This window comes from Congregibacter litoralis KT71 (genome assembly GCF_000153125.2).
GTDB lineage: Bacteria > Pseudomonadota > Gammaproteobacteria > Pseudomonadales > Halieaceae > Congregibacter > Congregibacter litoralis.
Genome location: NZ_CM002299.1, coordinates 770,385 through 795,574, shown reverse-complemented (window position 1 = coordinate 795,574; position 25,190 = coordinate 770,385). Strand labels below are relative to the sequence as shown.

Sequence of the window (25,190 nt, the reverse complement as noted above, 5' to 3'; positions counted from 1 at the left end):
GCTCAAATAATAGTGTTTGAGCGATTCATGGCCCGAGTTTTAGTACTGCACGGCCCCAACCTGAACATGTTGGGAGAGCGTGAGCCCGCAATCTACGGCGCCGACACCCTGCAGAGCATCAACGAGGGGCTCCAGGCGCTGGCGGAGGCATCATCCTGCTCTCTCGCCGCCCTGCAAAGCAATGCCGAAGCTGAACTCATTGACGCCGTACAGGCCGCCCGCGGCTCCGGCACCGAGTTCATCATTATTAATCCCGCGGCCTTCACCCATACCAGCATCGCTCTCCGGGACGCCCTCGCCGCCACGCAGCTGCCATTTGTTGAGGTGCATCTTTCCAATGTGCATGCCCGTGAACCCTTCAGACACCACTCGTACTTTTCTGATCTCGCCACGGGCGTGATCTGCGGCCTGGGAGCGCTCGGCTACGAAGCGGCTCTCCATTTCGCGCTGCACTATCTGAAATCCCATTCCCCCGAAGCTGCCAGAGACTGAATCATGGATATTCGCAAGGTTAAAAAGCTGATCGAACTGCTGGAAGAGTCCGGCATTGGTGAGATCGAGATCAAGGAGGGCGAGGAGTCCGTGCGCATCAGCCGCGGTATCAGTGGCGCTCCCGCCCCGGCGCCCCATTACAACTATCCGCCGCCGGCCGCACCGGCCGCCAGCGCGCCCGCCGCAGCCCCGGCGCCCGCGGCCCCGGCCCCGGCACCCGCTGCGGAAGACACCGCCACAACCAACGGCACCGTCGTTAAATCGCCCATGGTGGGCACCTTTTACCGCTCACCATCGCCTTCATCGGCGCCCTTTGTCGAAGTGGGCAAAACCGTGCAGGCCGGTGATGTTCTGTGCATCGTCGAGGCCATGAAAATGATGAACCAGATAGAGGCGGAAGTCTCCGGCACCATCGAAGCGGTATTGGCCAACAGTGGAGAACCGGTGGAGTTTGACCAGCCCCTGTTCTCCATAGTCTGAACAGGCGGGTACTCACAAGATGCTGGAAAAAGTGCTTATCGCTAACCGCGGCGAAATTGCGCTGCGGATTCTGCGCGCCTGCAAGGCCATGGGGATACAAACGGTCGCTGTCTACTCCAAAGCCGACGCCGATCTCATGCACGTTCGCCTCGCCGACGAGGCCATCTGCATCGGTCCTCCGGGAGCGGCGCAGAGCTATCTGCATGCGCCGGCCATCATTTCTGCCGCCGAGGTCAGCAACGCCGACGCCATTCACCCGGGTTACGGCTTCCTTGCGGAGAACGCAGATTTTGCCGAGCAGGTGGAGCAGTCGGGCTTTATTTTTATCGGACCGCGCTCCGAGACCATTCGCCTCATGGGAGACAAGGTGTCCGCCAAGGACGCCATGAAAGCCGCAAACGTTCCCACGGTACCGGGCTCCGACGGCCCCCTTCCGGACGATCCCGAGGAGATGATCGAGATCGGTCGCCAGGTGGGCTACCCGGTCATCATTAAAGCTGCGGCCGGCGGTGGTGGGCGCGGCATGCGCGTGGTGCACAACGAAGCCGCCCTGGTGAACTCGGTGCAAATCACCAAGAGCGAGGCCGCAGCGGCCTTTGGCTCCGACGTGGTTTACATGGAAAAATATCTTCAGCGTCCTCGCCACGTCGAGATACAGGTTATTTCCGATGGCAAAGGCAACACCATTCACCTGGGTGATCGTGACTGCTCTTTGCAGCGTCGCCATCAAAAGGTCATTGAGGAGGCTCCCGCACCGGAAATAGACCCTGTGGCCCGGGAGGAATGCGCGGCGGCCTGCGTGAAGGCCTGCAACGAAATCGGCTACCGCGGCGCAGGCACCTTTGAATTTCTCTATGAGGACGGTGGTTTCTATTTCATCGAAATGAACACGCGGGTGCAGGTAGAGCATCCCGTCAGTGAGCTGATTACCGGGGTAGATATCGTCCGGGAGCAGCTGCGTGTGGCCAGCGACCTGCCCTTGTCCGTGACTCAGGACCAGGTGAGGTTTACGGGCCATGCGATCGAGTGTCGTATCAACGCCGAGGATCCCCAGACCTTCATGCCCTCCCCCGGTCGCATTACCACTTTTCACGCCCCCGGAGGTCCCGGTGTGCGTGTGGATTCGCATATTTATGACGGATACACCGTGCCACCTTTTTACGATTCCCTGATTGCGAAGGTGATCAGCTACGGTGAAGACCGCGACCAGGCCATGGCGCGCATGCGTCAGGCCCTCGATGAGTTGGTCATCGAAGGTATCAGCACCAACACCCAGCTCCACCGGGAGCTGGTGCGGGATGCTTCTTTCATGGCGGGTGGCGTGAGCATTCATTACCTCGAAAGCAAGCTGGAAGACGGCTGACGGTATGAGCTGGCTGCAGCTGCGCCTGGACTGCGGCAAACACAACGCCGAGACACTGGAAGCCGCCCTGCTCACCGCTGGCGCGCTCTCCGTCACCCTGGAGGATCGCGAAGACGAACCTCTCCTGGAGCCCGCCGTCGGGGCCACGCCCCTGTGGCAGGCGATTCGTATTACGGGGCTTTTTGCGGCAGACACGGCGATGGACGGGGTGCTTGCTTCCCTGAAGCATCTGGACGCTGCCGCCAGTGCTCGCGTGGAAATCCTCGAAGACAAGGACTGGGAACGCGAGTGGATGCAGCACTACGAGCCCATGCGCTTTGGGGAACGGGTTTGGATTTGCCCCAGCTGGAAAGAGCCGCCCGAGCGGGACGCCGTGAATCTGCTCCTGGATCCCGGCCTGGCCTTCGGCACGGGCACACACCCCACCACTGCCATGTGTCTTACGGCTCTGGACGGCATGACACTTGACGGCAGCCGCGTCGTCGACTTCGGTTGCGGCTCCGGCATCCTCGGTATCGCGGCTCTGCATCTCGGGGCCACAAGCCTGCTGGCCGTGGATAACGACCCCCAGGCGCTCATCGCTACGGCGGACAACGCCGAGCGCAACGGCATCGACGGCAATCAGCTGAAGATCGCCCTCCCGGGAGACTTTGACCGGGAAGATTGGCAGGGCACCACGGACCTCGTGCTCGCCAACATACTGGCTGGCCCTCTGGCCGGACTGTCGGAGGAGCTTTGCAGCTTTTTGGCGCCGGGTGGGCAACTGGTTCTCGCGGGACTACTCGATACCCAGGCTGACGCCCTCATCAAACACTATGCGCCCCGGCTGGAGCTGTCGGTAGCGAACCAGCAGGCCGAATGGGTTTGTCTCAGCGGTACCTTGACCTGACCTTGACCTGACGTCGATCTGGCCTTGACCTGACCTCGACCTGACCTTGATCAAAAATTGAGCAATTTTTAGCCCTAAAGCCTTTTTTGCCACGCCCCGCTCACGTAGTATTGCGCGTCCTCCAAAACAGCCCCGAAACGGAACCGCGCAAACCACGTCCATGCTCACCATTGGCCCCCACAACACTGCCAACTCCGTGGCCCTCGCGCCCATGGCAGGGGTCACCGATCTCCCTTTCCGGCGCCTCTGCGCCCGCTTTGGTGCGGGATTACTGGTGGGAGAGATGGTACACAGCGATCCGCGCCTCCGAGAGTCCAGAAAAAGCCGGCAGCGCCGTCGCCACGATCTCGAAATTAATCCTCGCTCCGTGCAGATCGTGGGCAACGACCCCCTCCTCATGGCAGAAGCGGCACGTTACAACGTGGCCTGTGGCGCCCAGATCATCGATATCAATATGGGATGCCCGGCAAAAAAAGTCTGCCGCAAGGCGGCGGGCTCGGCGCTTCTGGCCGACGAACCCCTGGTTGCTGCCATCCTGGGGGCGGTAGTCAGCGCGGTGGATGTTCCCGTAACGCTGAAAATTCGCACCGGCGCCGATCCCCTGCACCGAAACGGGACCAGCATCGCCCGCATTGCTGAAGATGCAGGCATTGCCCTCCTTGCAGTCCACGGGCGCACACGCGCCTGTGCTTTTAAAGGAGAGGTGGAGCACGACACCACCGCACGCATCGTAGAAAGCGTGGATATTCCTGTGCTCGCAAATGGCGATATCGCCAGCGCCCGCGACGCTCAGGCGGTGCTTAACCATACGGGCGCTGCGGGCGTGATGGTGGGACGCGCCGCCCAGGGAGCGCCGTGGCTCCCGGGCATGATTGCCGATGCCATTGAGGGGCGTCCCTCGTCGTCACCCGACCTGGCAACCCAGTACGCAGTGATGCGTGAGCACCTCGAAGAACTGCACCGCTTCTACGGTGAGTTTGCGGGCTCACGTATCGCCCGAAAGCACATCGGTTGGTATCTCGACGGGCACCCGCAACTGCAGGCCGAAAAACGCGCGTTCAATCGACTAACGGAAGCCACAGATCAGCTTTCCTTTCTCGACACGCTATTCAATCAGATAGACAAACAGGATCTCGCTGCATGAGTAAGGCCGAGTCTCTGGCTGAAAGCACAGAAGACAACAGTAACGAACTTGAACCTCCGACAATCAGCGGCGCTCTTTTTGAGCTCACCCAGACCAGCGAGGCTGCCACCGTGGCCTCTCTGCGGGAGGCCGTAGACCTTTTCGTCCGCCGCTATCTTGATGAGATGGACGGCGAGATGAGCACCGACTTCTACAATCTGGTGTTGTCAGAGGTGGAAGCGCCTTTGCTCAAAGCGGTGATGGAGTACACCCGACAGAATCAGAGCCGTGCATCAGCGATGCTCGGCCTCAACCGCGGCACCCTACGCAAAAAACTCAAGCAATACGCCATCGACAATCGAGGACCCGCATTGTGAGCGCCAAGCAATCCAATCCAAACACCGACCAATATCCCGTGCGTCGCGCGCTTATCAGCGTTTCAGATAAAACGGGTATCGTGGAGTTTGCCCAGGCGTTGGCAGGCATGGACGTTGCCCTGCTGTCCACGGGCGGCACCTACCGTATGCTCCGTGAAGCGGGGCTGGCCGTCACGGAGGTCGCGGAGCACACGGGCTTTCCCGAAATGATGGACGGGCGGGTCAAAACCCTGCACCCCAAGATACACGGCGGCATTCTGGGGCGTCGCGGAGAAGACGATGCTGCCATGGCGGAGCACGGTATCGACGCCATCGACATGGTTATCGTCAACCTGTATCCCTTCGAAGCCACGGTCGCTGACCCTGACTGCAGCTTCGAAACCGCCATCGAGAACATCGACATTGGTGGCCCCGGCATGCTCCGCGCTGCGGCGAAGAATCACGCCTGGGTGAGCTGCGTTACCCGCGCCGAGGACTACGCAAGAGTCCTTGCTGCCCTGCGCGATAACCAGGGCTGCGTACCCGCCACCCTCCGCCGCGACCTTGCCGTGCGGGCCTTTGAACACACCGCCGCCTATGACGGGGCCATCGCCAATTACCTGGGAGGCCGTCTCGATGAGGAGCCGCAATCCCACGGTCGCACCCTGAATCTCCAATTTCACAAAGTGCAGGACCTGCGCTACGGCGAGAATCCCCACCAGGGCGCTGCCTTTTATCGCGAGCGCAGCGTCAGCGGTCCCTCTCTGGCCACCTCAACGCAGGTGCAGGGCAAGGCGCTTTCCTACAACAATATCGCCGATACGGATGCGGCGCTGGACTGTGTCAGGCAATTTGCCGAGCCTGCCTGTGTCATTGTCAAACATGCCAACCCCTGCGGCGTAGCCACCGGCGAAGACACCCTGAGCGCCTACGAGCGCGCCTATGCGACGGACCCCGAATCCGCTTTCGGGGGCATCATCGCCTTCAATCGGGAGCTTGATCGCGCTACGGCGGCGCTGATCATCGAGCGTCAGTTTGTGGAGGTCATCATTGCACCGTCCATCAGCGATGCCGCAGCCAAGGTACTGACAGACAAAAAGAATGTCCGGGTGCTGACCACGGGCTCTCTCCTGACCCCGGTAGCCGGTCTGGACTACAAAAGAGTCGCCGGCGGCCTGCTGGTGCAGGATCGCGACGAGGTTGTCATCAACCCCGATGATCTCAAAGTCGTGAGCAAGCGCCTCCCCACCGAGGAACAGGCCCGGGACCTGCTGTTCGCCTGGAAAGTCGCCAAGTATGTAAAGTCCAACGCCATCGTCTACGCCAGCGACGAGCAAACCATCGGCGTGGGCGCCGGTCAGATGAGCCGCGTGAACTCGGCGCGTATCGCCGTGATTAAAGCGGAGCATGCGGGACTCAGGGTTGCCGGATCGGTTATGGCATCGGATGCGTTTTTTCCCTTTCGCGATGGCATCGATAATGCCGCCGCCGCAGGGATCAGCGCTGTGATCCAGCCCGGCGGCTCCATGCGTGATGAGGAGGTTATTGCCGCCGCAGACGAGCACGATATGGCCATGGTATTTACCGGTGTGCGGCACTTCCGCCACTGAACGGCACTTTCATCGCTGATCGCGACTGCCTGGCAAGCCTGAAGACGGGCACCGACACCTCCACGTATTTTTTCTAGCAGGGCACAGCCGTTATGAATGTTATGGTTTTAGGCAGCGGAGGCCGGGAACATGCCCTGGCCTGGAAACTGGCACAGTCCACCGGGGTCACTCAGGTATTTGTGGTGCCCGGGAATGCCGGCACCGATGCGGAACCCAAGGTGCAGAACGTCGCCCTTGATCTGGTGAATTTCGCAGCGCTGAGTAACTTTGCCAAAGAACATGCCGTGGGGCTCACCGTGGTCGGTCCGGAAGTTCCGCTTGTGGCGGGTGTTGTCGATCACTTTGAGGAACAGGGCTTACGCTGCTTCGGCCCCCGCGCCGGCGCTGCGCAGCTGGAAGGCTCCAAGGCCTTCAGCAAGGATTTCTTGGCGCGGCACAATATTCCCACAGCCGCCTACGCGACCTTCAACGAAGTGGAAGCTGCTCTCGCGTATCTTCGAAGTCAGGGAGCGCCCATCGTGGTCAAAGCGGACGGCCTTGCCGCGGGCAAGGGCGTGATTGTTGCGGAAACCCTGGAGCAGGCGGAGGCGGCGGTCATCGATATGCTGTCGGGGAATGCCTTCGGCGATGCCGGCTGCCGCGTTGTTATCGAAGAATTTTTAGCTGGGGAAGAAGCGAGCTTCATCGTCATCAGCGACGGCGAAACCGTATTGCCCATGGCGAGCAGCCAGGACCATAAACGTATCGGTGAAGGCGACAGAGGCCTGAATACCGGCGGTATGGGTGCCTACTCTCCGGCGCCGGTGGTCACAGAGGCGGTGCACCAGCGGGTTATGGATGAGGTCATCATGCCCACGGTGCGTGGCATGGCGGCAGAAGGAAATCGCTACGTGGGCTTTTTGTATGCGGGCCTGATGATTGGCGAAGACGGCGCTCCCAAGGTCATCGAATTCAACTGCCGCTTTGGCGATCCGGAAACCCAGCCCATCATGATGCGTTTGCGCAGTGACCTCGATCGTCTCTGTGCGGCGGCTATTGACGGTACGCTGGATCAGGAAGAAGCCCGTTGGGACATCCGTCCTGCCATGGGTGTGGTGCTCGCGGCCGGCGGCTACCCGGGCAGTTATGCCAAAGGCCTGCCCATCGCCGGCTTAAACCGCGCCACGGAGGCAGACTGCAAGGTGTTCCATGCAGGCACAAGCCTGGATTCGAGCACCGGCGAGGTGTGCACCAACGGTGGCCGGGTGCTGTGTGTCACCGCATTGGGAGACAACATCGCTGACGCCCGGGAACGCTGTTACGACGCAGTGGGAAACATCACCTGGGAGGATATGACCTTCCGCCGGGATATTGGTTGGCGCGCCATCGAGCGCTATCATCAGGACGATGGATAAAGAGAGATTCTTCCCGTGACCCGACGTCTGACAACTCTGGATCGGCTGATCAGCGAAGCCGACACGGTTATGCGCACCCTTAGCAGCCGCGGCAACACCGCGGGGCGGCCCTCGCCCGCCCGGGGGCACAGCGAGTCGAAGCTTGACGAACGGAGCCAGAAGCACGTGGCATCACTGATGCGTGTTAACCATACGGGGGAAGTCTGCGCTCAGGCTCTCTACCAGGGCCAGGCCCTCACCGCGAAGCTCCCCACGGTGCGCGATGAAATGCGCGAAGCCGCGGCCGAAGAAGTTGACCATCTCGTTTGGTGCGAAGAACGGCTCAGACAGCTCAACAGTCGCCCCAGTGTCCTCAATCCCGCCTGGTACGGACTGTCCTTTGCCATCGGCGCCCTGGCGGGGGCCGTGGGTGACGCCGTGAGTCTGGGTTTTGTCGCAGCGACGGAAGAACGTGTCTGCGCCCACCTCAAGGATCACCTGCGACAGCTGCCGGAAGACGATCGCCGCTCCCGCCTGATTCTGCAGCAGATGCTGGAAGACGAAGAGCGCCACGGTGAAAATGCCCTGGCTGCAGGAGGGCAGAACTTCCCGCGTCCCGTCAAGAACGCCATGACCGCCCTTTCGCAGGTCATGACACGCAGCAGTTATTACATTTAGGTCAGCGCTACCCGGCGCTAACACCTTCCTTTAAGCGGCTACCAGGGCTCTAGCCAGCCTCGCTATCGACCACTTCGTAGCTGTGGGACATCTCCACACCCGCCGCGCCCAACATAATGGATGCGGAGCAATATTTTTCTGCTGACAGTTCCACTGCGCGTTTGACATGACTCTCCTTAAGGCCGGCGCCACTCACGACAAAGTGCATGTTCAATTTGGTGAATACCGCAGGCACGGCATCGGCGCGTTCCGCCTGCATCTCCACGCGGCAATCGCGCACATCCTGCCGGGACTTCTGAAGCATGCTCATCACGTCATACATCGCGCAACCGCCGGTGCCCAGAAGCAGCATTTCCATGGGTCGCGGCCCCAGATTACGACCCCCAAGGTCCGGGGGGCCGTCCATGACTACAGAATGCCCGGAGCCTGACTCGCCCACAAACATTGCGCCATCCATCCATTTAACCGTGGTTTCCATATCAGCAATTCCTGTGCTTTTTCAAGAGGGCGGGAATGTAGCACAGACTTTCGCCAGCTTCGGTCATCCCGGGATTTGCCTGAGGTGCATCCCGAGGTACACTCTGCCCACAAAAAATGTAAGGGTAACTTCATGCTCCGTCCCCAACTGTTGCAAGCCATACCCAACGTAGAAGACTTCCTGCGCTTTTGTGAAATCAAGGATTACGGCAAGGGCAAAACCATCCTTCGTGAGGGTGAGCAAAGCGCCAAGCTGTATCTCATCCTCGACGGCTCTGTATCGGTCATGGTGGAAGACGAGCAGGATGAGGACCACAAGATGGTCGTTAGTTACCTCAACCTCGGCGACTTCTTTGGCGAGATGGGACTGTTTGGGGAAGAGGATGAAACCAGCAGCGCGGAGGTGGTGACCCGCGAAGCCAGCAAGATCGCTGAAATTTCCTACGAACGCTTTATCAAGATCAAGTCACAGTTTCCGGATATTCTGTTCGGCATTGCCGCGCAGATGTCCAACCGCCTGAGAAAGACCACCTTCAAACTGAAAAACCTGGCTTTTGTCGATGTATCGGGACGCATTGCCCACACGCTCATCGACCTATCCAAGCAGCCGGATGCCATGACGCATCCTGAGGGCATGCAAATCAAGATTACTCGCCAGGAGCTGGGCAAGATCGCCGGCTGTTCCCGGGAGATGGCGGGTCGGGTGTTAAAAACCCTCGAGCAGGAGGGCCTGGTCGCCGTATCCGGCAAGACCATTGTGGTCTACGCCAGTCACTAAACCTTGTAACGGCGCCCGGACGATCAGGTCCCTGGCGTCTGTTTCTCCTTAAGCTTTTCCCTTCAGTCTCTCTTCAGCGTAAAACTCAGTCCGCAAACAGCGCCCTGAGTGCCTGCCCCGGATCGTCGGCGCGCATAAAAGCCTCACCGACAAGGAAACCGGGCACACCCGCTGCGCGCATCGTCATCACATCATCGCGGGTATGAATGGCGCTTTCCGTCACCACCAACTTGCCCTCGGGAATCTGGGGCAGGAGACCCAGGGTTGTATTCAGGCTGGTCTCAAAATTCCGAAGGTCGCGATTATTAATGCCCAGGAGTGGCACATCCAGCTCCAGCGCCAGTTCGAGCTCATCGCGATCATGCACTTCCACCAGCACATCCACACCGTAGTGTCCTGCTGCGGACGCCAGCTCACGAAGCTGGCTTCTATTCAAAGCCGCGACGATGAGCAGTATCGCATCTGCCCCCAGACTGCGCGCCTCGGCAATCTGGTAGGCGTCTATGGTGAAATCCTTCCGCAATACCGGCAAATCACAGGCCGCGCGAGCCGCTTGCAAATAGGCGTCACTGCCCTGAAAAAAATCCTCGTCGGTCAGGACCGACAGACAAGTCGCGCCGCCGGCCTGATACTGCGCCGCAATCACCGCGGGCTCAAAGTCTGCCCGAATCACGCCTTTACTGGGCGACGCCTTTTTTACTTCGGCAATGACCGCAGGAGCACCCTGGTCCGCCCGGCGCTGCATAGCTTCGGTAAAACCCCGCACGGGCCCCTGATCAGCGATAAGGGCTTCAAGATCGTCCAGGGATGTTCGCGCCTGTCGCTCTTTGATTTCTTCTGCCTTGCGGGCAAGAATTTTTTTCAGAACATCGGGCAATGAAGAATTCATACGGTTATCTCCCCGCGCATAAGCTGGGTCAGATCCACGAAGGCCTTTAGTTTTTCTGCGGCCTGACCCGTAGACAGCAGATCTTCCGCCAGCGCCACACCATCGGCCAGGGAGGATGCGATACCCGCGACATAAATCGTCGCACCCGCATTCATGGCGATGATCTGCCGGGCTTTCTCGGGATCCGTTCCGGCGTCGGCACCGCGCCCTCCGGACAGGGTCGCCCGGATCAGGGTGGCAGAGGCTTTTGCGGAATCCACGGTCAGCCCGGACAGGTCCCTCGCACCCAGACCAAAGTCCGTCGCGTTAATGGTGTAGGCGCGCACCTCGCCCTCCTTCAGCTCCGCCACGCTCGTTGGGGCTGCAATAGAAATCTCATCGAGCCCGTCTGCGGCGTGCACCACCATGGCATGCTCGCTGCCCAGGGCGTTCAGCGCATGGGCAAGGGGCTCACAGAGGGCCGCATCATAGACGCCCAATAACTGCCGCTTCACCTGAGCCGGGTTGGTGAGCGGTCCCAGAAGGTTAAACAGGGTCCTCAGACCCAGCTCCCGCCTCGGCCCTATGGCATAGCGCATGGCACTGTGGTGAGCCGGGGCGAACATAAAGCCCAGGCCCACATCCGAGATCGACCGAGCCACCTGATCGGGACTCAGATCCAGGGGCACGCCCAGCGCCTCGAGCACATCGGAACTGCCGCTGGTGCTTGAGACGGAGCGGTTGCCGTGTTTCGCCACCTGCGCCCCTGCCGCCGCCACCACAAAACAGGACGCCGTGGACACGTTAAACAGGTTGGCACCATCACCGCCCGTGCCCACAAGATCTACAAGGTGGTCGCCCTGCACCGCCACGGGTGTGGCCAGATCACGCATCACACTGGCGGCAGCCGCTATTTCGTCAATGGTCTCGCCCTTGATACGCAGGGCCATGAGCAGACCACCGATCTGCGCATCCGTGGCGTCTCCGGACATGATCTGGCGCATCACCGAGGCCATTTCCTCACCACTCAGGTCCTGCTGTTCGACGACGCGTCCCAACGCCTGCTGAATATCCATCGCTTGCTCCTCGGCTAATTCTCGTCAGGGCTCTGATTCAGAGGCCGGGTCTGCTCCAGAAAGTTCTTGAGGAGCGCATGGCCGTGCTCACTGAGCACCGATTCGGGGTGGAACTGTACGCCCTCAGCACCCGTGGGCCGATGACGGAGGCCCATGACCTCATCAACATTTCCCGAGTCGTCCACGGTCCACGCGGTAAGCTCAAAATCCTCAGGCAGACTGTCGCGATCCACCACCAGAGAGTGATACCGGGTGGCGATGAACGGCGACGGGAGACCCCCGAACACACCCGTTCCGTCGTGATGGATCTCGGAAGTTTTGCCGTGCATCACTTTTCGCGCGCGCACCACGTCGCCGCCATAGACCTGCCCCAGACTCTGATGCCCGAGACAGATACCGAGAATCGGCAGGGTGCCCGCAAAGGCCCGGATCGTCTCCATGGAGACACCCGCCTCGTTCGGGGTGCAGGGCCCCGGCGAGATCACGATTCGCTCGGGAGCCAGCCGGGCGATCTCCTCCAGGGTAATTTCATCGTTCCGAAACACCTGCACATCGGCGCCCAGTTCCGCCAGGTATTGGACAACGTTGTAGGTAAAAGAGTCGTAATTATCGATCATCATCAGCATGGGCTTTGCCCTCCGGCATCAACCATAGCTGCCGCCCGCAATATGGCCCGGGCTTTATTCAGGGTTTCCTGCCACTCCGTCGCCGGCACGGAATCCGCGACGACCCCCGCACCTACCTGAATGTGTAACTCCCCGTCTTTGAGTACCGCGGTCCGGATGGCGATGGCGGTATCCATGTCGCCCGCCCAGGACAGGTAGCCCACGGCACCGCCGTAAATGCCGCGTTTCACGGGCTCCAGCTCATCAATGATTTCCATGGCTCGAATTTTTGGCGCGCCGCTCAGGGTGCCTGCGGGCAAGGCCGCTCTCAAGGCATCCATGGAGGACAGGCCCTCATCCAGCTGTCCCTCGACGTTGGACACAATGTGCATTACGTGGGAGTAACGCTCTACCAGCATGTTCTCCGTAAGCTCAACGGTTCCGGTCTGCGCTATGCGCCCCACATCGTTACGCCCCAGATCAATGAGCATCAGATGCTCAGCAATCTCTTTGGGATCGGCGAGAAGCTCGGCTTCCAGGGCGTCATCCTCGGCCTCGGTTTTTCCGCGATGACGGGTGCCCGCAATGGGCCGGACCGTGACCTTGCCCTGCTCCGCCCGCACCAGAATCTCCGGGGAGGAACCCACCACCTGAAACTCATCAAGGTCCAGAAAATACAGATAGGGCGATGGATTGAGGTTTCGCAGGGCGCGGTACAAATTCAGGGGCGGCGCACTGAAGGGCACGCTCATGCGCTGGGAGGGGACCACCTGCATCGCATCGCCCGCCAGAACATACTCTTTAACTCTGTTTACCGCAGCTTCGTACTCGTCCTGGCTGAGACTGTAGCGGGCGTTGGTCTCCAGGGCACTGCCATCCGCTCCTTCAAGAGACACCCGCGGCAGCGGCTCCAGAGGTGCCTCCAGGGCAGCCACCAGACTGTCCAGTCGCGCGTTGGCCGTTTCTAGGGCCTTATCCGTGGACGGATCTACATTCACCACAACACGTAAGGTTCCCGCGAGATTGTCAAAAACCAGTACTTCCTCGGAGAGCATCAGGAGAATATCCGGCGTGTGCAGCTGATCTTCGGGACAGCTGTCCGCCAGACGGGGCTCAACATAGCGCACCGTGTCATAGGCAAAGTAGCCCACCAGTCCGCCGTGGAACACGGGCAGAGCATCCTGCTCCGGGCTCTTGAAACACTGCTGATAGGCCTCGACAAAATCCAGGGGATCGGCGACTTCCTCGGTGCCGATGCACTCGCCATCCACCCAGCTTTCTACCCGATGCCCGAACACTTTGATCAATTCCCGACAGGGCAGGCCAATGATGGAATAGCGCCCCCATTTTTCACCGCCCTCCACGGACTCAAAGAGGTAAGAGTAGGGGCCCTCTGCGAGCTTACGATAGGTGGAGAGCGGCGTATCAAAGTCAGCGAGCACTTCGCGATGCACGGGCACGCGGTTATAGCCCTGAGCCGCCAGTGCGGCAAATTGATTGCTTGTCATGAGGGTGGTCCTGAAAAACGGGTTGTGGATTTACAACAATGCGCGGCTTAGTGAGGGCCAGAAAAGACCCGGAGATTCACCATCGCCAGCGCGTCGTCTCCCGCATGGTCGTCGCTTGCATGTCTGCTTTGAGCGCAGCTGAGCACGGGGCTTCAGGCCCTGTCTCCGCGTGGATCACGCACGCTCTTGCTGATGTCATTCCCGTCATCATGGCGACATTGTAGCCCCGGTCAGGGACTTAGCAAGCGCTGTAGGCCGCCACCTGCAAACCCTAGCTGCCGGCCAGGGCGGAACGCATTTCGGCAATAACCGCCGCATAATCATCTTGACCGAAAATTGCCGAACCGGCGACGAAGGTGTCCGCCCCCGCGGCAGCGATCTCGGCAATATTTGTCGGTGTGACGCCCCCATCCACTTCAAGGCGGATATTCAGCCCCGACGCATCTATCAACGCCCGCGCCTCGCGGAGTTTTGTCAGGGTGGAGGGGATAAATGACTGCCCCCCAAAGCCGGGGTTCACGGACATCAGAAGAATCATGTCCAGCTTGTCCATCACGTAGGTCAGATCATCCAGGCCAACGTGGGGGTTCAATACAAGACCCGCTTTACAGCCCGCATCCCGAATCATCTGCAGGGAGCGGTCAACATGGGTGGAGGCGTCGGGATGGAAGGTGATAAAACTTGCCCCGGCATCGGCAAAGTCACCGATGAGCTGGTCCACGGGCGAGACCATAAGGTGTACGTCGATGGGCGCCGTGACACCATGTTTACGCAGAGCCTTGCACACCATGGGACCGATGGTGAGGTTGGGCACGTAGTGATTATCCATGACATCAAAGTGCACGATGTCAGCACCTGCGGCGAGAACGCTATCCACCTCCTCGCCCAGGCGCGCGAAGTCCGCCGACAGTATTGATGGGGCAATCAGATAATCGCTGTTACTCATTCTCTTCCCTCGTATCACTCGTCATCGGGTCTTGGCTTCATCGGGTCAGGCGTCAGTGCTCGCCGCTTCGGCGAGGTGCTGCTCAAGCGCTGAGCGCCGCTCGGGCGTCCCCACATCGGTCCAGTGTCCCGGGTAATGCTTGCCAAAGAGGCGATTTTCCGCGATCGCGCGTTCCAGAAGCGGTAAGAGCGGACGCTTCCCGGGCGTGCAGCCATGAAAAAAAAGCGGATCATACAGACCTATACCGGCATACGTCAGGGTTTCCTCGCGGCTATCGCCGGGCGCCCCCCGGGCCACGCGCTCTACTGTGTCGCCTTGCAGAGTGAAATCGCCGGCCGTGTTGTGTTGGGGATTGTCGACGAGCACCAACTGGGCTGAGGACTTTTCTATGCTGAGCTTTAACAGGGCCTCAAAAGCAAAGTCCGTCCAGATGTCGGCGTTGACCAGCAAAAAGGGCTGCTCACCCAGTAATGGCAGGGCCTGAATGATGCCCCCGGCGGTTTCCAGGGGTGTGTCTTCCCTGCTGTAGTAGATCGCGCAGCCCCAGCGACGCCCATCCCCGCAGTGATCTTCAATTTGCTGTCCCAGCCAGGAAACATTGATCACGAGCTTAGCCACGCCGGCGGCCACAAGCTTTTCGATGTGATAGTCAATGAGCGGCTTCCCCGCCACGGTAATCAGGGGTTTGGGCGTCTCCAGCGTCAGCGGTCGCATACGCTCGCCCTTCCCTGCCGCGAGGAGCATGGCCGTCCTCACGGATGGCGGACTCCCATGGTCACGGCGACTCATGAAACCAGCTTTGCTCGCGGGCAGCGGGCACCACCTGGTCATCAAACCAGGCGGCAAATGCCGCGACCTCTTCGCTATCGGGATAACCGGCGAGTGCCGCCTGCACATAGGCCATCACCCGGGGTAAATCCCCTAAATACGCAGGCTTGCCGTCGCGGAGATAGAGCCGGGCAAAGATACCCAGGACCTTGATGTGGCGTTGCAGCCCCATAAAATCAAAATCCTTAAGAAATTCATCGGCCTTTTGCACCCCAAGCCCCCGGGACTCCAGGCGGTCGCGATAGGCGAGCACCCAGCCGCGCACCTGATCATCGGGCCAGCGCAGATAGCAATCCTTGAGCAGGGACACGGGGTCATAGGTCAACGGCCCCAGGACGGCGTCCTGAAAATCAATGGTCGCAAGGGCACCGTCATCCAGGCGCATGAGGTTGCGGGCGTGAAAATCCCGGTGAACGACCACCTGCTTCTGGGCGAGAGCCCGGTCGCAGAGCAGTGTTTGGAGGGCGGTGAACAACCCCCGGGCGCTCTGGTCATAGTCCAACCCCAGCAAACCCTCGACAAACCATTCGGGGAAAAGATTCATCTCGCGGGACAACAGCGCGCGATCGTAGGGCGCCAGGGAAAAGTCGCCGGGATCGGCCACTGCAAGGGCTTCCAGCATCCCCAGGGCTTCCTCGTAATAGCCATCCACCGTCCGGGTCGTTAGCAAAGGCAGCAGCGTCTGATCACCCAGATCTTCGAGGACCAGAAACCCCAACTCGAAATCCGCGTGCAGCACCGCCGGGACCCGCAGCCCCGCAGCGGCAAGGCTGCCGGCAAGAGACACAAATTCGCGGTTCTTCTCAGTCTCCGGCGGCGCATCGCAGAGGATGAGGGTCCTGCCCTCTTCTGCCACACGAAAGTACCGACGGAAACTCGCGTCACCGGCGACGGGCTTAAGCGTCGGCCGTACCCCTTTCCAGGTCTCAAACCACTGCGCCAGCTGTTCTGCTCGCTCAGTGACGCTCAAAACGCTCCGGGGCCTGCGCCCCTGGTGAGGACAAACATTCGCATACTGTCAGGATTCTGTAGTTTCTTTTGCGCATAGCTTAACAATCTTGGCCGCAGCGTCTAACGCGACATTCCCCGATGCTTTATTATGCGCCGTCTATTGCATGAAAGCGGCAGCAGATGCTCGCATTTCCACTCAAATCAGCCTCTTTTCTTTCGCCATCACGACGGACACGGGCTCCCTTTCGCGGGCGGAGCCTCGGTATCCCATGGCTTGGGATGCTGTTGCTGGCATCGGCGGCTGCCGCGCAGGACGACAGCGCGGTGACGCCAGCGGACGCAGACAACGCCGCAGCCGTGCTGACAGAGGAAGCCATTGCACCGCGGGTGGGTGCCACCCTGGACTGGGTACCGATTGAAGACGTGCCGGAACCCCTTCGGGATGTCAGCTGCAGGCTCTGTGAGGGGCGCTACATCGACCCCCAGGGCGGACCCAATGCCGGCAAAAACCCCGAGAGCGCCCCGATTAACGCCCGGGCACGAAGCTCGGAACTTGAGGGCAATACCGTGCGCCTTTCCGGCGGTGTGGAAGTGACCCAGGGCTATCGGGAGTTCTCCAGCGACGAAGCCAGCATCGACCGTGAGACCCGGGCAGGTACCCTTGAAGGCAATATCGAGCTTAGGGAACCCGGCGTCTTACTGCGGGGTGAGCGCGGCGAGTTTGACTCCCAGACGGGCGAAGCTCAGATGGAGAACAGTCAATTTGTACTCCATGAGCAACATCTTCGCGGAAGCGCCGCGCTCCTCGCCCGCGAGAGCAACGAACTGCTGCGTATCAAGGATGGGGAGCTGACCTTCTGTGCCCCGGGGGACAACGACTGGCTGCTCCAGACCGGTGAGCTGGAGCTTGATCTCGAGCGGGGTGTGGGCACGGCGAGAGACGCAACGCTGCGCGCAGGGGGCTACCCTATTTTTTACGCGCCCTGGTTGAGCTTTCCTCTGGATGATCGCCGACGCAGTGGCCTGCTATTCCCCGCCGTGGGCTCAGACAGCCGCGGCGGCATTGATATCGCGGTGCCGGCTTACCTGAATCTTGCGCCCAATTACGACCTGCTCTATTCCCCCCGCTACATCGGTCAGCGGGGGCTGAACCACGAGTTCAATGCCCGTTACCTGGATCCCTTTAACGGCAACTGGGAGGTCGGAGGCAGCTATATCGGCAACGATAAACAGTATGCCGATGACTTTCCCGATGAGCCCGATGCTAACCGCTGGCTCGCCGTGGTGAAGCACCAGGGCAACTACGGCGGTCGCTGGCGATCACTGATCAATTACAGCAAGGTCTCTGACGTTGACCTGATCCGCGATCTCGAAACCTCACGCCTCGACTCCCGCCGCGATGTGAACCTCCTGCAGCTAGGCCAGGTGAAGTACCTGGGTGATGACTGGTTGGTGACCTTGCAGGCCCAGCAGTTTCAGCCCCTGGCCGAAGACATTCGCAACGACTACAAAAAGCTGCCACAAATCACCGCCCAGTACCGCAGTCATGGAGAACCCTTCACGCTCAACCCCATTGGCATGGTGCAGTATTCAAACTTCGACACGGATACGGACCTCATCGCGACGGGACAGCGACTTTACGGCGAGGCCGGGGTGACCTACCCCATGAGCTGGCAGTACGGCTTTTTACGATCCACCGCCAAATACCGTGTGCTTGAATACTCCCTGAATCGCCAGATTGGCAGCCTCGACGAAAACCCCGGCGCCCGCTCGGGGCTTGCCAGCATCGACGGAGGCCTGTTCTTTGAACGAAACACCCAGCTGGCGGGGAAAAACGTCGTGCAGACCCTGGAGCCAAGGTTGTTTTATCTCTACAGCCAGTATGACGAGCAAACGGACCAGCCGGATTTTGACAGCGCGGAACTGACTTTTAACTACAACCAGCTGTTTAGAGACACGCGCTTCTCTGGACGAGACCGCCTCGATGACGCAAACCAGGCTGCCATTGGTATCACCACGCGGTTTTTGGATGAAAGCACAGGCGATGAGCTCTTCAACGCCAGCATCGGCCAGATTGTCTACTTCACGAATCGAAGGGTCCGTCTCAACGCCTTTGCCCCGGAGTTGGATCGTTCGAGCTCAGAGCTCGCCGGCGAGTTCAACTTTTACCCCAACGACCGCCTGTCCATGCGCAGTAATCTTCAATATGACCCGTCCACGCGAAAAATGAACGCCGGGAACCTGCTGGCCAGCTACACGCGGGACGACGATACGGTGTTCAATGTCGGCTATACCTTTCGGAGACCGATTTCTCTGGTGAGGAACCAACCCACTACGGATCAGGTCAATCTATCTACCTACTATCCCATCAACAACAATTGGCGTGCCTTTCTGGCCTGGAACTACAGCCTGGAAGCCAATCGAAGCGTGGAAGATATGGTCGGGATCGAATACGATAGCTGCTGCTGGCAAGTTCGCCTGCTCCATCTGCGCTATTTCGACACCGCTCGCGAAGCGATCCCCGACTTTGATTCGCCCAATCTGGATCGCGAGCACGTGACCCAGATTCAGGTCGTGCTCAAAGGTCTGGGAGGATTCGGTGATGGGGTGGAACAACTGATGGGCGACATGATTCAAGGATTTAACCGACTTGCATACCGACGATAGAACATTTTTACAGGGAAACCTTTGGCTATCCCCTCTTCTGGCCCTACTTCTGGCCCTACTTCTGGCGACGGGGCCGACCTCAGTTGCCCAGGCGGCCACTGAGATGCTCGATCAGGTCGTCGCCGTGGTGGACGATGATGTGGTCATGGCGAGTGAGCTGCGAGAGCGCATGGCCGCGGTGAATCAGAATATTGCGGCACAGGGGGCCGAGGCACCCCCGGAAGATGTCCTGATTCGGGAGACTCTGGACCGGCTCATCCTCGAAAACATCCAAATACAGATGGGGCAGCGCTTTGGCGTGCGCATCTCCGACGCGCAGCTTAATCAGGCCATGGGCCGTATTGCCGCCCAGAATGGCCTGACCCAGGAGCAGTTTGCAGTGCTTCTGGAGCAGGAAGGCCGCTCCTACATGGAGATACGGGAGAATATTGAGCGCGAGATGATTATCCAGCGCGTGCAGCAGGGCAACGTCAATCAGCTCATCGAAATCAGTGACCAGGAGATAGAAAATTACCTCTCCACGGAAGAGGGCCAAAAACTGGTTCAGCCCGAATACCGCATCATCCACGCCCTGCTTCCCATCTCATCGGACACGAGCGACGCAGAGATCGAAAAAAACCGAACCTTCTCGGAAGGCCTCGTGGAGCGCATACGCGACGGCGAGTCCTTTGAAGCCGTCATGACATCCGTGCCCCAGGAGTACGCCTTTACCGGCGGTGACCTTGGCTGGCGGAAGCTCGCAGACTTGCCCAGCCTGTTTCAGGAGGTAGCGCCGACTCTTAGCCGCGGCGAGACCGCCGATGTATTCCAAAGCCCCAGCGGACTGCATATTGTCACCATGGCGGACCAACGCGGCGGTGGCGACATGACCATCAATCAGACAAAGGTCCGGCATATCTTGATCGAGCCGTCAGAGATTCTCACCGATGACCAGGCGCGGGATCTCGCAGCGGAACTCCGGGAGCGCGTCGAGGCCGGGGAAGATTTTGGTGATCTGGCCCGGGAATACTCCGAGGACATCGGCTCCGCGGCCGAGGGCGGCGATCTTGGCTGGACCAGTCCCGGCCAGATGGTGCCGGAGTTCGAAAACATGATGGCCAGTACCGAGGTAGGCGTTGTATCTCCCCCGGTCCGTAGCCAGTTTGGCTGGCACATTCTCGAGGTGCTTGAGCGCCGGGAGAAGGACATCACCGAGGACATGCGTAAAGCGCAGGTCCGGGAATTCCTCCACGGCCGCAAGTATCAGGAAGAGCTGGACGCCTGGCTGCGCAAAATTCGTGACGAGGCCTTTGTCGACATCAAATAAGATCCCGAGACTGGCCATCTCGGCGGGAGAGCCCGCCGGGATCGGGCCGGACATTGTTCTGGCTGCAGCCCAGCGGGACTGGCCCGCGGAGCTGGTGGTGATCGCGGATCAAGACATGCTGGCGGCACGTGCCGAGCTGCTGGGGCTTACGGTTAATCTCCGACCCTACGATGCAGCGGCGATACAGACCAGCCGCGGGCATTCGCTCTCTATCATTCACGAGCCATTGGCAGTACCCGCGCAGCCAGCGTTGGCAGACTCGGCGAACGCCGGGAGCGTGCTGGCGGCACTGAAACGCGCAACCCAGGGCTGCATGAGCGGTGAATTCGACGCCATGGTCACTGCCCCCGTTAATAAAGCCGTTATCGCAGACAGCGGCGTGCCTTTCTCGGGCCATACAGAATACCTCGCTGAACTGACAGCTTCAGACCAGGTGGTAATGCTCCTTGCAGCGAAGGAGCTCCGCGTGGCGCTGGCGACTACCCACATTCCCCTATCCCAGGTGCCCGAGTCCATTAATCCGCCCTTGCTGCTGAATGTGCTGCGCGTGATGGATGCTGACCTGAAGTCCAAATTCGGTATTGTGGATCCGCAGATCAGTGTTCTGGGCCTGAATCCTCACGCAGGAGAAGGTGGTCACCTCGGTATGGAAGACATCGAGGTGATCATCCCGGCTTTGAAGCAGGCGAAGAGCGAGGGTATACAGGTGTCAGGACCCTGGCCTGCCGATACGGCCTTCAACCCCCGTTTAAGCCCGCAAACCGACGCCTATCTGGCGATGTACCACGATCAGGGCCTGCCGGTTCTCAAATTCGCGAGCTTTGGTGCCGCGGTAAATATCACCTTGGGACTGCCTATTATCAGGACCAGTGTGGATCATGGGACGGCTTTTGATCTGGCGGGCACGGGGAAGGCTGATCCCGGTAGTTTTTTTGCGGCTGTGGAGTCGGCGATGGAACTGATAAAAACCTTTGCGAAAGCAGAGTAAGCGACGCTCGAGGCAAGACAACTAACTTCGATAAGCCTCCAAAACCTCTCCAACCCGACCATACCCCCGCAATTTTCCGTTATCGATCCACGCGGCTACGTCGCACATCTCTTCGATCTGACTCTCGGCGTGAGACACAATCACCACTGTCTGATCCCCGATAACGCGCTCACGCATAGCCTCCGTCGCCTTTTCACGAAAACTACGGTCCCCGACGCTGAGGACTTCATCAATGAGCAATACTTCCACGCGCGTCTGCAGTGCCGTACTGAATCCAAGACGCGCCCGCATACCCGCGGAGTAAGTGTTTACGGGCTCATCAAAAGACACCCCAAGCTCAGAAAACTCGCGAATAGACTCTAGGCAGGCGTCAGCCTCACCGGCCGTCGAACCTTGCAGAAGCGCAGAGAGCCTTGCGTTGTCCCGCCCCGTCAACTGTGGCTGAAATCCCAGACCCAGGGTGAGGAGGCTGTAGCGCGCTTCCGGCTGCCGAAGAATTTTCCCGCGACTCGGCGCCAGGATTCCTGCCATGAGTCGCAGCATTGTGGTTTTACCGGCACCGTTTCGACCCAGAATACCCAGCGTCTGACCGCGGTGGAGTTTGAGGGATACGCCGTCGAGCACCCGGTGCAGCCCCTTCTCAAAGTTGGACCGACGCGCATGGTAGGAGTGGGAGACATCCACCATCTCCAGCATGACGTCATCAGGCTGCTCGCCACCGTCAGGAGCCACGAGATCGACCCGCCCTGACTCAAGTTTGCTCACGAAGTAATCGCCTTCAGGGCCAGATATTGACTGGAGCTACGGTACAACGACCTTAAACCTCCTATGCAGCCCAGAGCCACAAACGCCACGCCCGCCAAATGCCAGAGATCGGGCCGAACGCCCGCCATCAACACCTGACGGTACGCATCAACGATAAACGCCAGGGGATTGACCAGCAGTACCCATTCCGCCATGCGAGGATCAGGTAATGCTCTCACGTCCCAGAAAATGCCAGAAGTAAACAACAGGAATATCATCGACAGAGCGATGATTACCGTAAAGTCAAAGACGATGCAGACCAGAAATGCGCCCACCAACGATGCGACCACGATCATCAAATAGTTCACTAGGAGCACGGGGGCCAGCCACAGCCAATTCGCGGTAACCGAGTAACCACTAAGCAACAGGAAAACAAACAGCAGGGCAAACACAGCCGCCTGGCGATAAAGGCCCTCCTGGATGGCGACCAGAGGAAACAGCGTTTTGGGAAGATCAATGTTGCCGATAAGCCCTTTGCTGCTGACGATAGTCCGGGATGCGTGAACCACAGACTTGGAAAACCAGACAAAAGTGAGTTTCCCAACCATCAAAAAAACCAGAAAGTTCTCCTGGCGGGTTCCCAGCAAAACATCAAAGACAACGTAAAAAACCGCCACATAGAGCAGTGGTTCAAGAATCCACCAAAAGTAGCCGAAATAAAATCGCGACGCATCCGCCTTGAGCGACATGCGCGCCATTTCATCGACCAACACCCAGAACCGTTGCGTCGTCATAGTTACAATGCGTAGTAAATAAGCGGGCATTCTAGCAGCGCGCACTCTTGAACGGACACCGCGGTAGAATGTTGTAATGAGCAAGCCAAGACCCCCATCACACCAACCCCGCAAGCGCTTCGGACAAAACTTCCTGCGCGACCCGGGAGTCATCGACCGCCTCGAACGTGCCATTGCGCCGGCAGCTTCCCAGCACCTGGTAGAAATTGGCCCTGGCCTGGGCGCCCTCACCGACGCCCTGCTCCAAAGCGGCTGCCAACTGGATGCCATTGAGCTGGATCGGGATCTGGTAACGCCGCTGCTCGCGGCGTTCAGTATTCACCCCAACTTCACCCTGCACAGCGCCGACGCGCTCAAATTCGACTTTTCCAGCGTAGTTAGGGGCGAAGAACAGCTCCGCGTTGTCGGCAATCTCCCCTACAACATCTCGACGCCCCTGATCTTTAGGCTGCTGGAGCAGGCCCCCATCATCAAAGACATGCATTTCATGCTCCAGCTGGAAGTCGTGCAACGCCTGACCGCCACACCCGGGAATAAACATTGGGGCCGTCTGGGCATCATGGCGCAGTATCTTTGCCGTACGGAGCTCCTCTTCGAAGTGCCCCCGGAAGCCTTCGATCCACCACCTAAAGTCCAATCGGCGATCATCCGGCTGACGCCTCATCAGAGCCCGCTGTACCCGGACTGCGACTCAAAAATTTTGGAGAAAGTGGTTAAAGCCGCCTTCGCGCAGCGCCGGAAAACACTGCGTAACAACCTAAAAGGGCTTCTCACGGACGAGGCGATTGAGGCAACCGGCATCGACCCCGGGTGTCGCGCAGAGACCCTTGCCCTTGCCCGGTTTGTCGCGCTGGCAGAGCAGCTGGAGAATAGCCAACCATAGACAAACGCTGCCAACGCGGCAGTTAGCGCCGAGGGCACTTGCGCCTCACAGAAACAGCGCTTATAACGTCACCATCGTGCGAAGCGGTTTTCTCCAAGCCACTATTGGGCCTTCTTTTATGAGTCAGATATGAGTCAGATCAAGACCCTGAATCCGGCCCTCATTGGCATCGCGACGCAAACCACGTATCTGCCCACCCATTCCCGCCCCGAGGACAATCAGTACACCTTCGCCTACACCGTTACGATCAGTAATGCGGGGGACGTATCGGTGCAGCTGCTGTCCCGGTTCTGGCAGATCACCGACGCCGACGGCGATGTGCAGGAGGTGCGTGGCGAGGGTGTGGTCGGTGAGCAACCCATCATCCGGCCCGGGCGCTACTTTCGTTACACCAGCGGTGCCACACTACCGACGCCCGTGGGCTACATGAATGGCGAGTACACAATGATCCTCCATGACGACGATCGACCTCTGGACCTGAAAGACCAGCTCGCCTTTGAGGTACAGATTCCCGCTTTTACCCTTCACACGCCCACCTCCCTAAACTGAACTGGCGCATAGCGGATGGCCACCTGGGTAGTTGGAGACATTCAAGGCTGTAAAAAGCCCCTGAAGCGCCTCCTCAAAAAGGTTGGATTCAGCTGGGATAGAGACATGCTCTGGTGCACCGGCGACCTCGTGAACCGCGGCCCGAAGTGCCTGAAAACTCTACGCTTTTTCTACAAGCATCGAGACAACATACGTGTTGTGCTGGGTAATCACGACCTGCATCTGATGGCTATCGCCGCGGGCGCCAAAAAACTCGGCCGGCTGGACACGCTGGAGCCCATTCTTTTGGCCGAGGATCGCGACGTGCTCATCGGCTGGTTGCACCAACAGCCGCTGCTGTATCAAGAGCACGGGTTTACCCTGGTTCATGCAGGTATCCCGCCCCAGTGGAGCGTGAAAGACGCCGCTGCGCGAGCGCGGGAGGTAGAAAGCGTTCTTCAAAGCCCGAATTGCACGGAGTTTTTCTCGGCCATGTATGGAAACGAGCCGGCTATTTGGTCCGACGACCTGCAAGGCATGGACCGACTGCGGGTGATTACCAACTACCTCACCCGCATGCGTTACTGCTTTGAAGACGGGCGACTGGATCTTGAGAGCAAGGGGCCTTTGGCGAACCCCGGCGGGCCTGCCGCCAACAATGAGGCACTCGACGCCTGGTTTAACTATCCCCACAGGAAGACGACCTACGACAGGATCCTGTTCGGCCACTGGGCTTCGCTGCAGGGCCAGACCAGCACGCCGAACGCCATTGGCCTGGACACGGGGTGTGTCTGGGGGAATTCTCTGACGTTTTATTGCCTTGAGACGGGCGAAAGGGTATCGGAACCCTGCAACGCGAGTGCAGCGCCAAGCTGAACC

General features: G+C 59.5%; 26 protein-coding genes. 16 read left to right on the top strand and 10 right to left on the bottom strand.

Going from position 1 to position 25,190, the window contains the following annotated elements:
• The first annotated feature begins 27 nt into the window (after window positions 1-27).
• The 9 genes from aroQ (at window position 28) to coq7 (ending at window position 8,364) form a co-directional block, all read left to right on the top strand.
• On the top strand, window positions 28-492 hold the full coding sequence (aroQ, locus tag KT71_RS03630; RefSeq protein ID WP_023659911.1) for a type II 3-dehydroquinate dehydratase: 465 nt from the start codon (window positions 28-30) through the stop codon (window positions 490-492).
• A 3-nt stretch (window positions 493-495) separates the two neighbouring features.
• Window positions 496-972: an acetyl-CoA carboxylase biotin carboxyl carrier protein gene (gene accB / locus KT71_RS03625; RefSeq protein WP_008292816.1), complete on the top strand. Its 477-nt coding sequence runs from the start codon at window positions 496-498 to the stop codon at window positions 970-972.
• A 19-nt stretch (window positions 973-991) separates the two neighbouring features.
• A complete protein-coding gene (gene accC, locus KT71_RS03620; protein ID WP_008292817.1) occupies window positions 992-2,335 on the top strand; it encodes an acetyl-CoA carboxylase biotin carboxylase subunit in 1,344 nt (447 codons plus the stop codon).
• A gap of 4 nt (window positions 2,336-2,339) precedes the next feature.
• Window positions 2,340-3,224, top strand: a complete 885-nt coding sequence (gene prmA, locus KT71_RS03615) for a 50S ribosomal protein L11 methyltransferase (protein WP_008292818.1) — start codon at window positions 2,340-2,342, stop codon at window positions 3,222-3,224.
• A gap of 160 nt (window positions 3,225-3,384) precedes the next feature.
• Window positions 3,385-4,368, top strand: a complete 984-nt coding sequence (dusB, locus tag KT71_RS03610) for a tRNA dihydrouridine synthase DusB (protein WP_008292819.1) — start codon at window positions 3,385-3,387, stop codon at window positions 4,366-4,368.
• Window positions 4,365-4,724: a DNA-binding transcriptional regulator Fis gene (fis, locus tag KT71_RS03605; RefSeq protein ID WP_008292820.1), complete on the top strand. Its 360-nt coding sequence runs from the start codon at window positions 4,365-4,367 to the stop codon at window positions 4,722-4,724. The genes dusB and fis overlap by 4 nt, the downstream gene beginning before the upstream one ends.
• Window positions 4,721-6,313 carry a bifunctional phosphoribosylaminoimidazolecarboxamide formyltransferase/IMP cyclohydrolase gene (gene purH / locus KT71_RS03600; RefSeq protein ID WP_023659910.1) on the top strand — a complete coding sequence of 531 codons (1,593 nt, stop codon included), beginning with the start codon at window positions 4,721-4,723 and terminating at the stop codon, window positions 6,311-6,313. The genes fis and purH overlap by 4 nt, the downstream gene beginning before the upstream one ends.
• Window positions 6,314-6,405: 92 nt before the next feature.
• Window positions 6,406-7,707: a phosphoribosylamine--glycine ligase gene (purD, locus tag KT71_RS03595; protein WP_008292822.1), complete on the top strand. Its 1,302-nt coding sequence runs from the start codon at window positions 6,406-6,408 to the stop codon at window positions 7,705-7,707.
• Between the two features lie 15 nt (window positions 7,708-7,722).
• Window positions 7,723-8,364, top strand: a complete 642-nt coding sequence (gene coq7, locus KT71_RS03590) for a 2-polyprenyl-3-methyl-6-methoxy-1,4-benzoquinone monooxygenase (RefSeq protein ID WP_008292823.1) — start codon at window positions 7,723-7,725, stop codon at window positions 8,362-8,364.
• A 49-nt stretch (window positions 8,365-8,413) separates the two neighbouring features.
• On the opposite strand, the gene KT71_RS03585 is transcribed toward coq7, so the two are convergent.
• Window positions 8,414-8,842 (bottom strand): OsmC family protein, encoded by a 429-nt coding sequence (locus tag KT71_RS03585; protein ID WP_008292824.1) that lies wholly within the window; start codon window positions 8,840-8,842, stop codon window positions 8,414-8,416.
• A gap of 132 nt (window positions 8,843-8,974) precedes the next feature.
• Here KT71_RS03585 and crp point away from each other — a divergent pair, with 132 nt between their 5' ends.
• Window positions 8,975-9,619, top strand: a complete 645-nt coding sequence (crp, locus tag KT71_RS03580; RefSeq protein ID WP_023659909.1) for a cAMP-activated global transcriptional regulator CRP — start codon at window positions 8,975-8,977, stop codon at window positions 9,617-9,619.
• 85 nt (window positions 9,620-9,704) lie between these two features.
• Here the strand turns inward: crp and trpC are convergent, their stop codons facing one another.
• From trpC to KT71_RS03545, 7 genes are all read right to left on the bottom strand, one after another.
• Window positions 9,705-10,508, bottom strand: coding sequence for an indole-3-glycerol phosphate synthase TrpC (trpC, locus tag KT71_RS03575; RefSeq protein ID WP_008292826.1), 804 nt, complete (start codon window positions 10,506-10,508; stop codon window positions 9,705-9,707).
• Window positions 10,505-11,563, bottom strand: a complete 1,059-nt coding sequence (gene trpD / locus KT71_RS03570) for an anthranilate phosphoribosyltransferase (RefSeq protein WP_008292827.1) — start codon at window positions 11,561-11,563, stop codon at window positions 10,505-10,507. Before trpD ends, trpC begins: the two co-directional genes overlap by 4 nt.
• A gap of 14 nt (window positions 11,564-11,577) precedes the next feature.
• On the bottom strand, window positions 11,578-12,189 hold the full coding sequence (locus tag KT71_RS03565) for an anthranilate synthase component II (protein ID WP_008292829.1): 612 nt from the start codon (window positions 12,187-12,189) through the stop codon (window positions 11,578-11,580).
• Window positions 12,183-13,676 carry an anthranilate synthase component I gene (trpE, locus tag KT71_RS03560; RefSeq protein WP_008292830.1) on the bottom strand — a complete coding sequence of 498 codons (1,494 nt, stop codon included), beginning with the start codon at window positions 13,674-13,676 and terminating at the stop codon, window positions 12,183-12,185. The genes KT71_RS03565 and trpE overlap by 7 nt, the downstream gene beginning before the upstream one ends.
• A 271-nt stretch (window positions 13,677-13,947) precedes the next feature.
• Window positions 13,948-14,622, bottom strand: a complete 675-nt coding sequence (rpe, locus tag KT71_RS03555; RefSeq protein WP_008292831.1) for a ribulose-phosphate 3-epimerase — start codon at window positions 14,620-14,622, stop codon at window positions 13,948-13,950.
• A gap of 45 nt (window positions 14,623-14,667) precedes the next feature.
• Window positions 14,668-15,411: an N-acetylmuramate alpha-1-phosphate uridylyltransferase MurU gene (murU, locus tag KT71_RS03550; protein WP_193786133.1), complete on the bottom strand. Its 744-nt coding sequence runs from the start codon at window positions 15,409-15,411 to the stop codon at window positions 14,668-14,670.
• Window positions 15,398-16,420, bottom strand: coding sequence for an aminoglycoside phosphotransferase family protein (locus KT71_RS03545; RefSeq protein WP_008292834.1), 1,023 nt, complete (start codon window positions 16,418-16,420; stop codon window positions 15,398-15,400). The genes murU and KT71_RS03545 overlap by 14 nt, the downstream gene beginning before the upstream one ends.
• A 161-nt stretch (window positions 16,421-16,581) precedes the next feature.
• On the opposite strand from KT71_RS03545, the gene KT71_RS03540 reads away from it, so the two are divergent.
• Genes KT71_RS03540 through pdxA form a run of 3 tightly spaced genes read left to right on the top strand, consistent with a single transcriptional unit; the run spans window position 16,582 to window position 21,362 of the window.
• On the top strand, window positions 16,582-19,068 hold the full coding sequence (locus tag KT71_RS03540; RefSeq protein ID WP_238549454.1) for an LPS-assembly protein LptD: 2,487 nt from the start codon (window positions 16,582-16,584) through the stop codon (window positions 19,066-19,068).
• A complete protein-coding gene (locus KT71_RS03535) occupies window positions 19,052-20,374 on the top strand; it encodes a peptidylprolyl isomerase (protein WP_023659908.1) in 1,323 nt (440 codons plus the stop codon). The genes KT71_RS03540 and KT71_RS03535 overlap by 17 nt, the downstream gene beginning before the upstream one ends.
• Entirely contained in the window at window positions 20,358-21,362 is a 1,005-nt protein-coding gene (gene pdxA, locus KT71_RS03530; protein ID WP_008292837.1) for a 4-hydroxythreonine-4-phosphate dehydrogenase PdxA, read from the top strand. Before KT71_RS03535 ends, pdxA begins: the two co-directional genes overlap by 17 nt.
• Window positions 21,363-21,383: 21 nt before the next feature.
• Here the strand turns inward: pdxA and KT71_RS03525 are convergent, their stop codons facing one another.
• A complete protein-coding gene (locus KT71_RS03525) occupies window positions 21,384-22,127 on the bottom strand; it encodes an ABC transporter ATP-binding protein (RefSeq protein ID WP_008292838.1) in 744 nt (247 codons plus the stop codon).
• Window positions 22,124-22,900, bottom strand: a complete 777-nt coding sequence (locus KT71_RS03520) for an ABC transporter permease (RefSeq protein WP_008292839.1) — start codon at window positions 22,898-22,900, stop codon at window positions 22,124-22,126. Before KT71_RS03520 ends, KT71_RS03525 begins: the two co-directional genes overlap by 4 nt.
• Window positions 22,901-22,976: 76 nt before the next feature.
• Between KT71_RS03520 and rsmA the strand changes: the two genes are divergently transcribed.
• From rsmA to KT71_RS03505, 3 genes are all read left to right on the top strand, one after another.
• Window positions 22,977-23,783: a 16S rRNA (adenine(1518)-N(6)/adenine(1519)-N(6))-dimethyltransferase RsmA gene (gene rsmA, locus KT71_RS03515; protein ID WP_008292840.1), complete on the top strand. Its 807-nt coding sequence runs from the start codon at window positions 22,977-22,979 to the stop codon at window positions 23,781-23,783.
• Between the two features lie 129 nt (window positions 23,784-23,912).
• Window positions 23,913-24,332, top strand: coding sequence for a Co2+/Mg2+ efflux protein ApaG (apaG, locus tag KT71_RS03510; protein WP_008292841.1), 420 nt, complete (start codon window positions 23,913-23,915; stop codon window positions 24,330-24,332).
• Window positions 24,333-24,347: 15 nt separating this feature from the next.
• The gene (locus KT71_RS03505) at window positions 24,348-25,187 is read left to right on the top strand and encodes a symmetrical bis(5'-nucleosyl)-tetraphosphatase (protein ID WP_008292842.1); all 840 of its coding nucleotides are present in this window, start codon (window positions 24,348-24,350) and stop codon (window positions 25,185-25,187) included.
• The last annotated feature ends 3 nt before the right edge of the window (window positions 25,188-25,190 follow it).

Bases quoted from the DNA above. Each gene is read 5' to 3' on its own strand.
- trpD (WP_008292827.1), bottom strand. From the start codon at position 11,563: ATGGATATTCAGCAGGCGTTGGGACGCGTCGTCGAACAGCAGGACCTG.
- KT71_RS03520 (WP_008292839.1), bottom strand. From the start codon at position 22,900: ATGACGACGCAACGGTTCTGGGTGTTGGTCGATGAAATGGCGCGCATG.
- apaG (WP_008292841.1), top strand. From the start codon at position 23,913: ATGAGTCAGATCAAGACCCTGAATCCGGCCCTCATTGGCATCGCGACG.
- aroQ (WP_023659911.1), top strand. From the start codon at position 28: ATGGCCCGAGTTTTAGTACTGCACGGCCCCAACCTGAACATGTTGGGA.
- accB (WP_008292816.1), top strand. From the start codon at position 496: ATGGATATTCGCAAGGTTAAAAAGCTGATCGAACTGCTGGAAGAGTCC.
- prmA (WP_008292818.1), top strand. From the start codon at position 2,340: ATGAGCTGGCTGCAGCTGCGCCTGGACTGCGGCAAACACAACGCCGAG.
- KT71_RS03585 (WP_008292824.1), bottom strand. From the start codon at position 8,842: ATGGAAACCACGGTTAAATGGATGGATGGCGCAATGTTTGTGGGCGAG.
- trpE (WP_008292830.1), bottom strand. From the start codon at position 13,676: ATGACAAGCAATCAATTTGCCGCACTGGCGGCTCAGGGCTATAACCGC.
- fis (WP_008292820.1), top strand. From the start codon at position 4,365: ATGAGTAAGGCCGAGTCTCTGGCTGAAAGCACAGAAGACAACAGTAAC.
- dusB (WP_008292819.1), top strand. From the start codon at position 3,385: ATGCTCACCATTGGCCCCCACAACACTGCCAACTCCGTGGCCCTCGCG.
- accC (WP_008292817.1), top strand. From the start codon at position 992: ATGCTGGAAAAAGTGCTTATCGCTAACCGCGGCGAAATTGCGCTGCGG.
- trpC (WP_008292826.1), bottom strand. From the start codon at position 10,508: ATGAATTCTTCATTGCCCGATGTTCTGAAAAAAATTCTTGCCCGCAAG.
- rpe (WP_008292831.1), bottom strand. From the start codon at position 14,622: ATGAGTAACAGCGATTATCTGATTGCCCCATCAATACTGTCGGCGGAC.
- murU (WP_193786133.1), bottom strand. From the start codon at position 15,411: ATGAGTCGCCGTGACCATGGGAGTCCGCCATCCGTGAGGACGGCCATG.
- KT71_RS03505 (WP_008292842.1), top strand. From the start codon at position 24,348: ATGGCCACCTGGGTAGTTGGAGACATTCAAGGCTGTAAAAAGCCCCTG.
- crp (WP_023659909.1), top strand. From the start codon at position 8,975: ATGCTCCGTCCCCAACTGTTGCAAGCCATACCCAACGTAGAAGACTTC.
- purD (WP_008292822.1), top strand. From the start codon at position 6,406: ATGAATGTTATGGTTTTAGGCAGCGGAGGCCGGGAACATGCCCTGGCC.
- KT71_RS03565 (WP_008292829.1), bottom strand. From the start codon at position 12,189: ATGCTGATGATGATCGATAATTACGACTCTTTTACCTACAACGTTGTC.
- rsmA (WP_008292840.1), top strand. From the start codon at position 22,977: ATGAGCAAGCCAAGACCCCCATCACACCAACCCCGCAAGCGCTTCGGA.
- KT71_RS03540 (WP_238549454.1), top strand. From the start codon at position 16,582: ATGCTCGCATTTCCACTCAAATCAGCCTCTTTTCTTTCGCCATCACGA.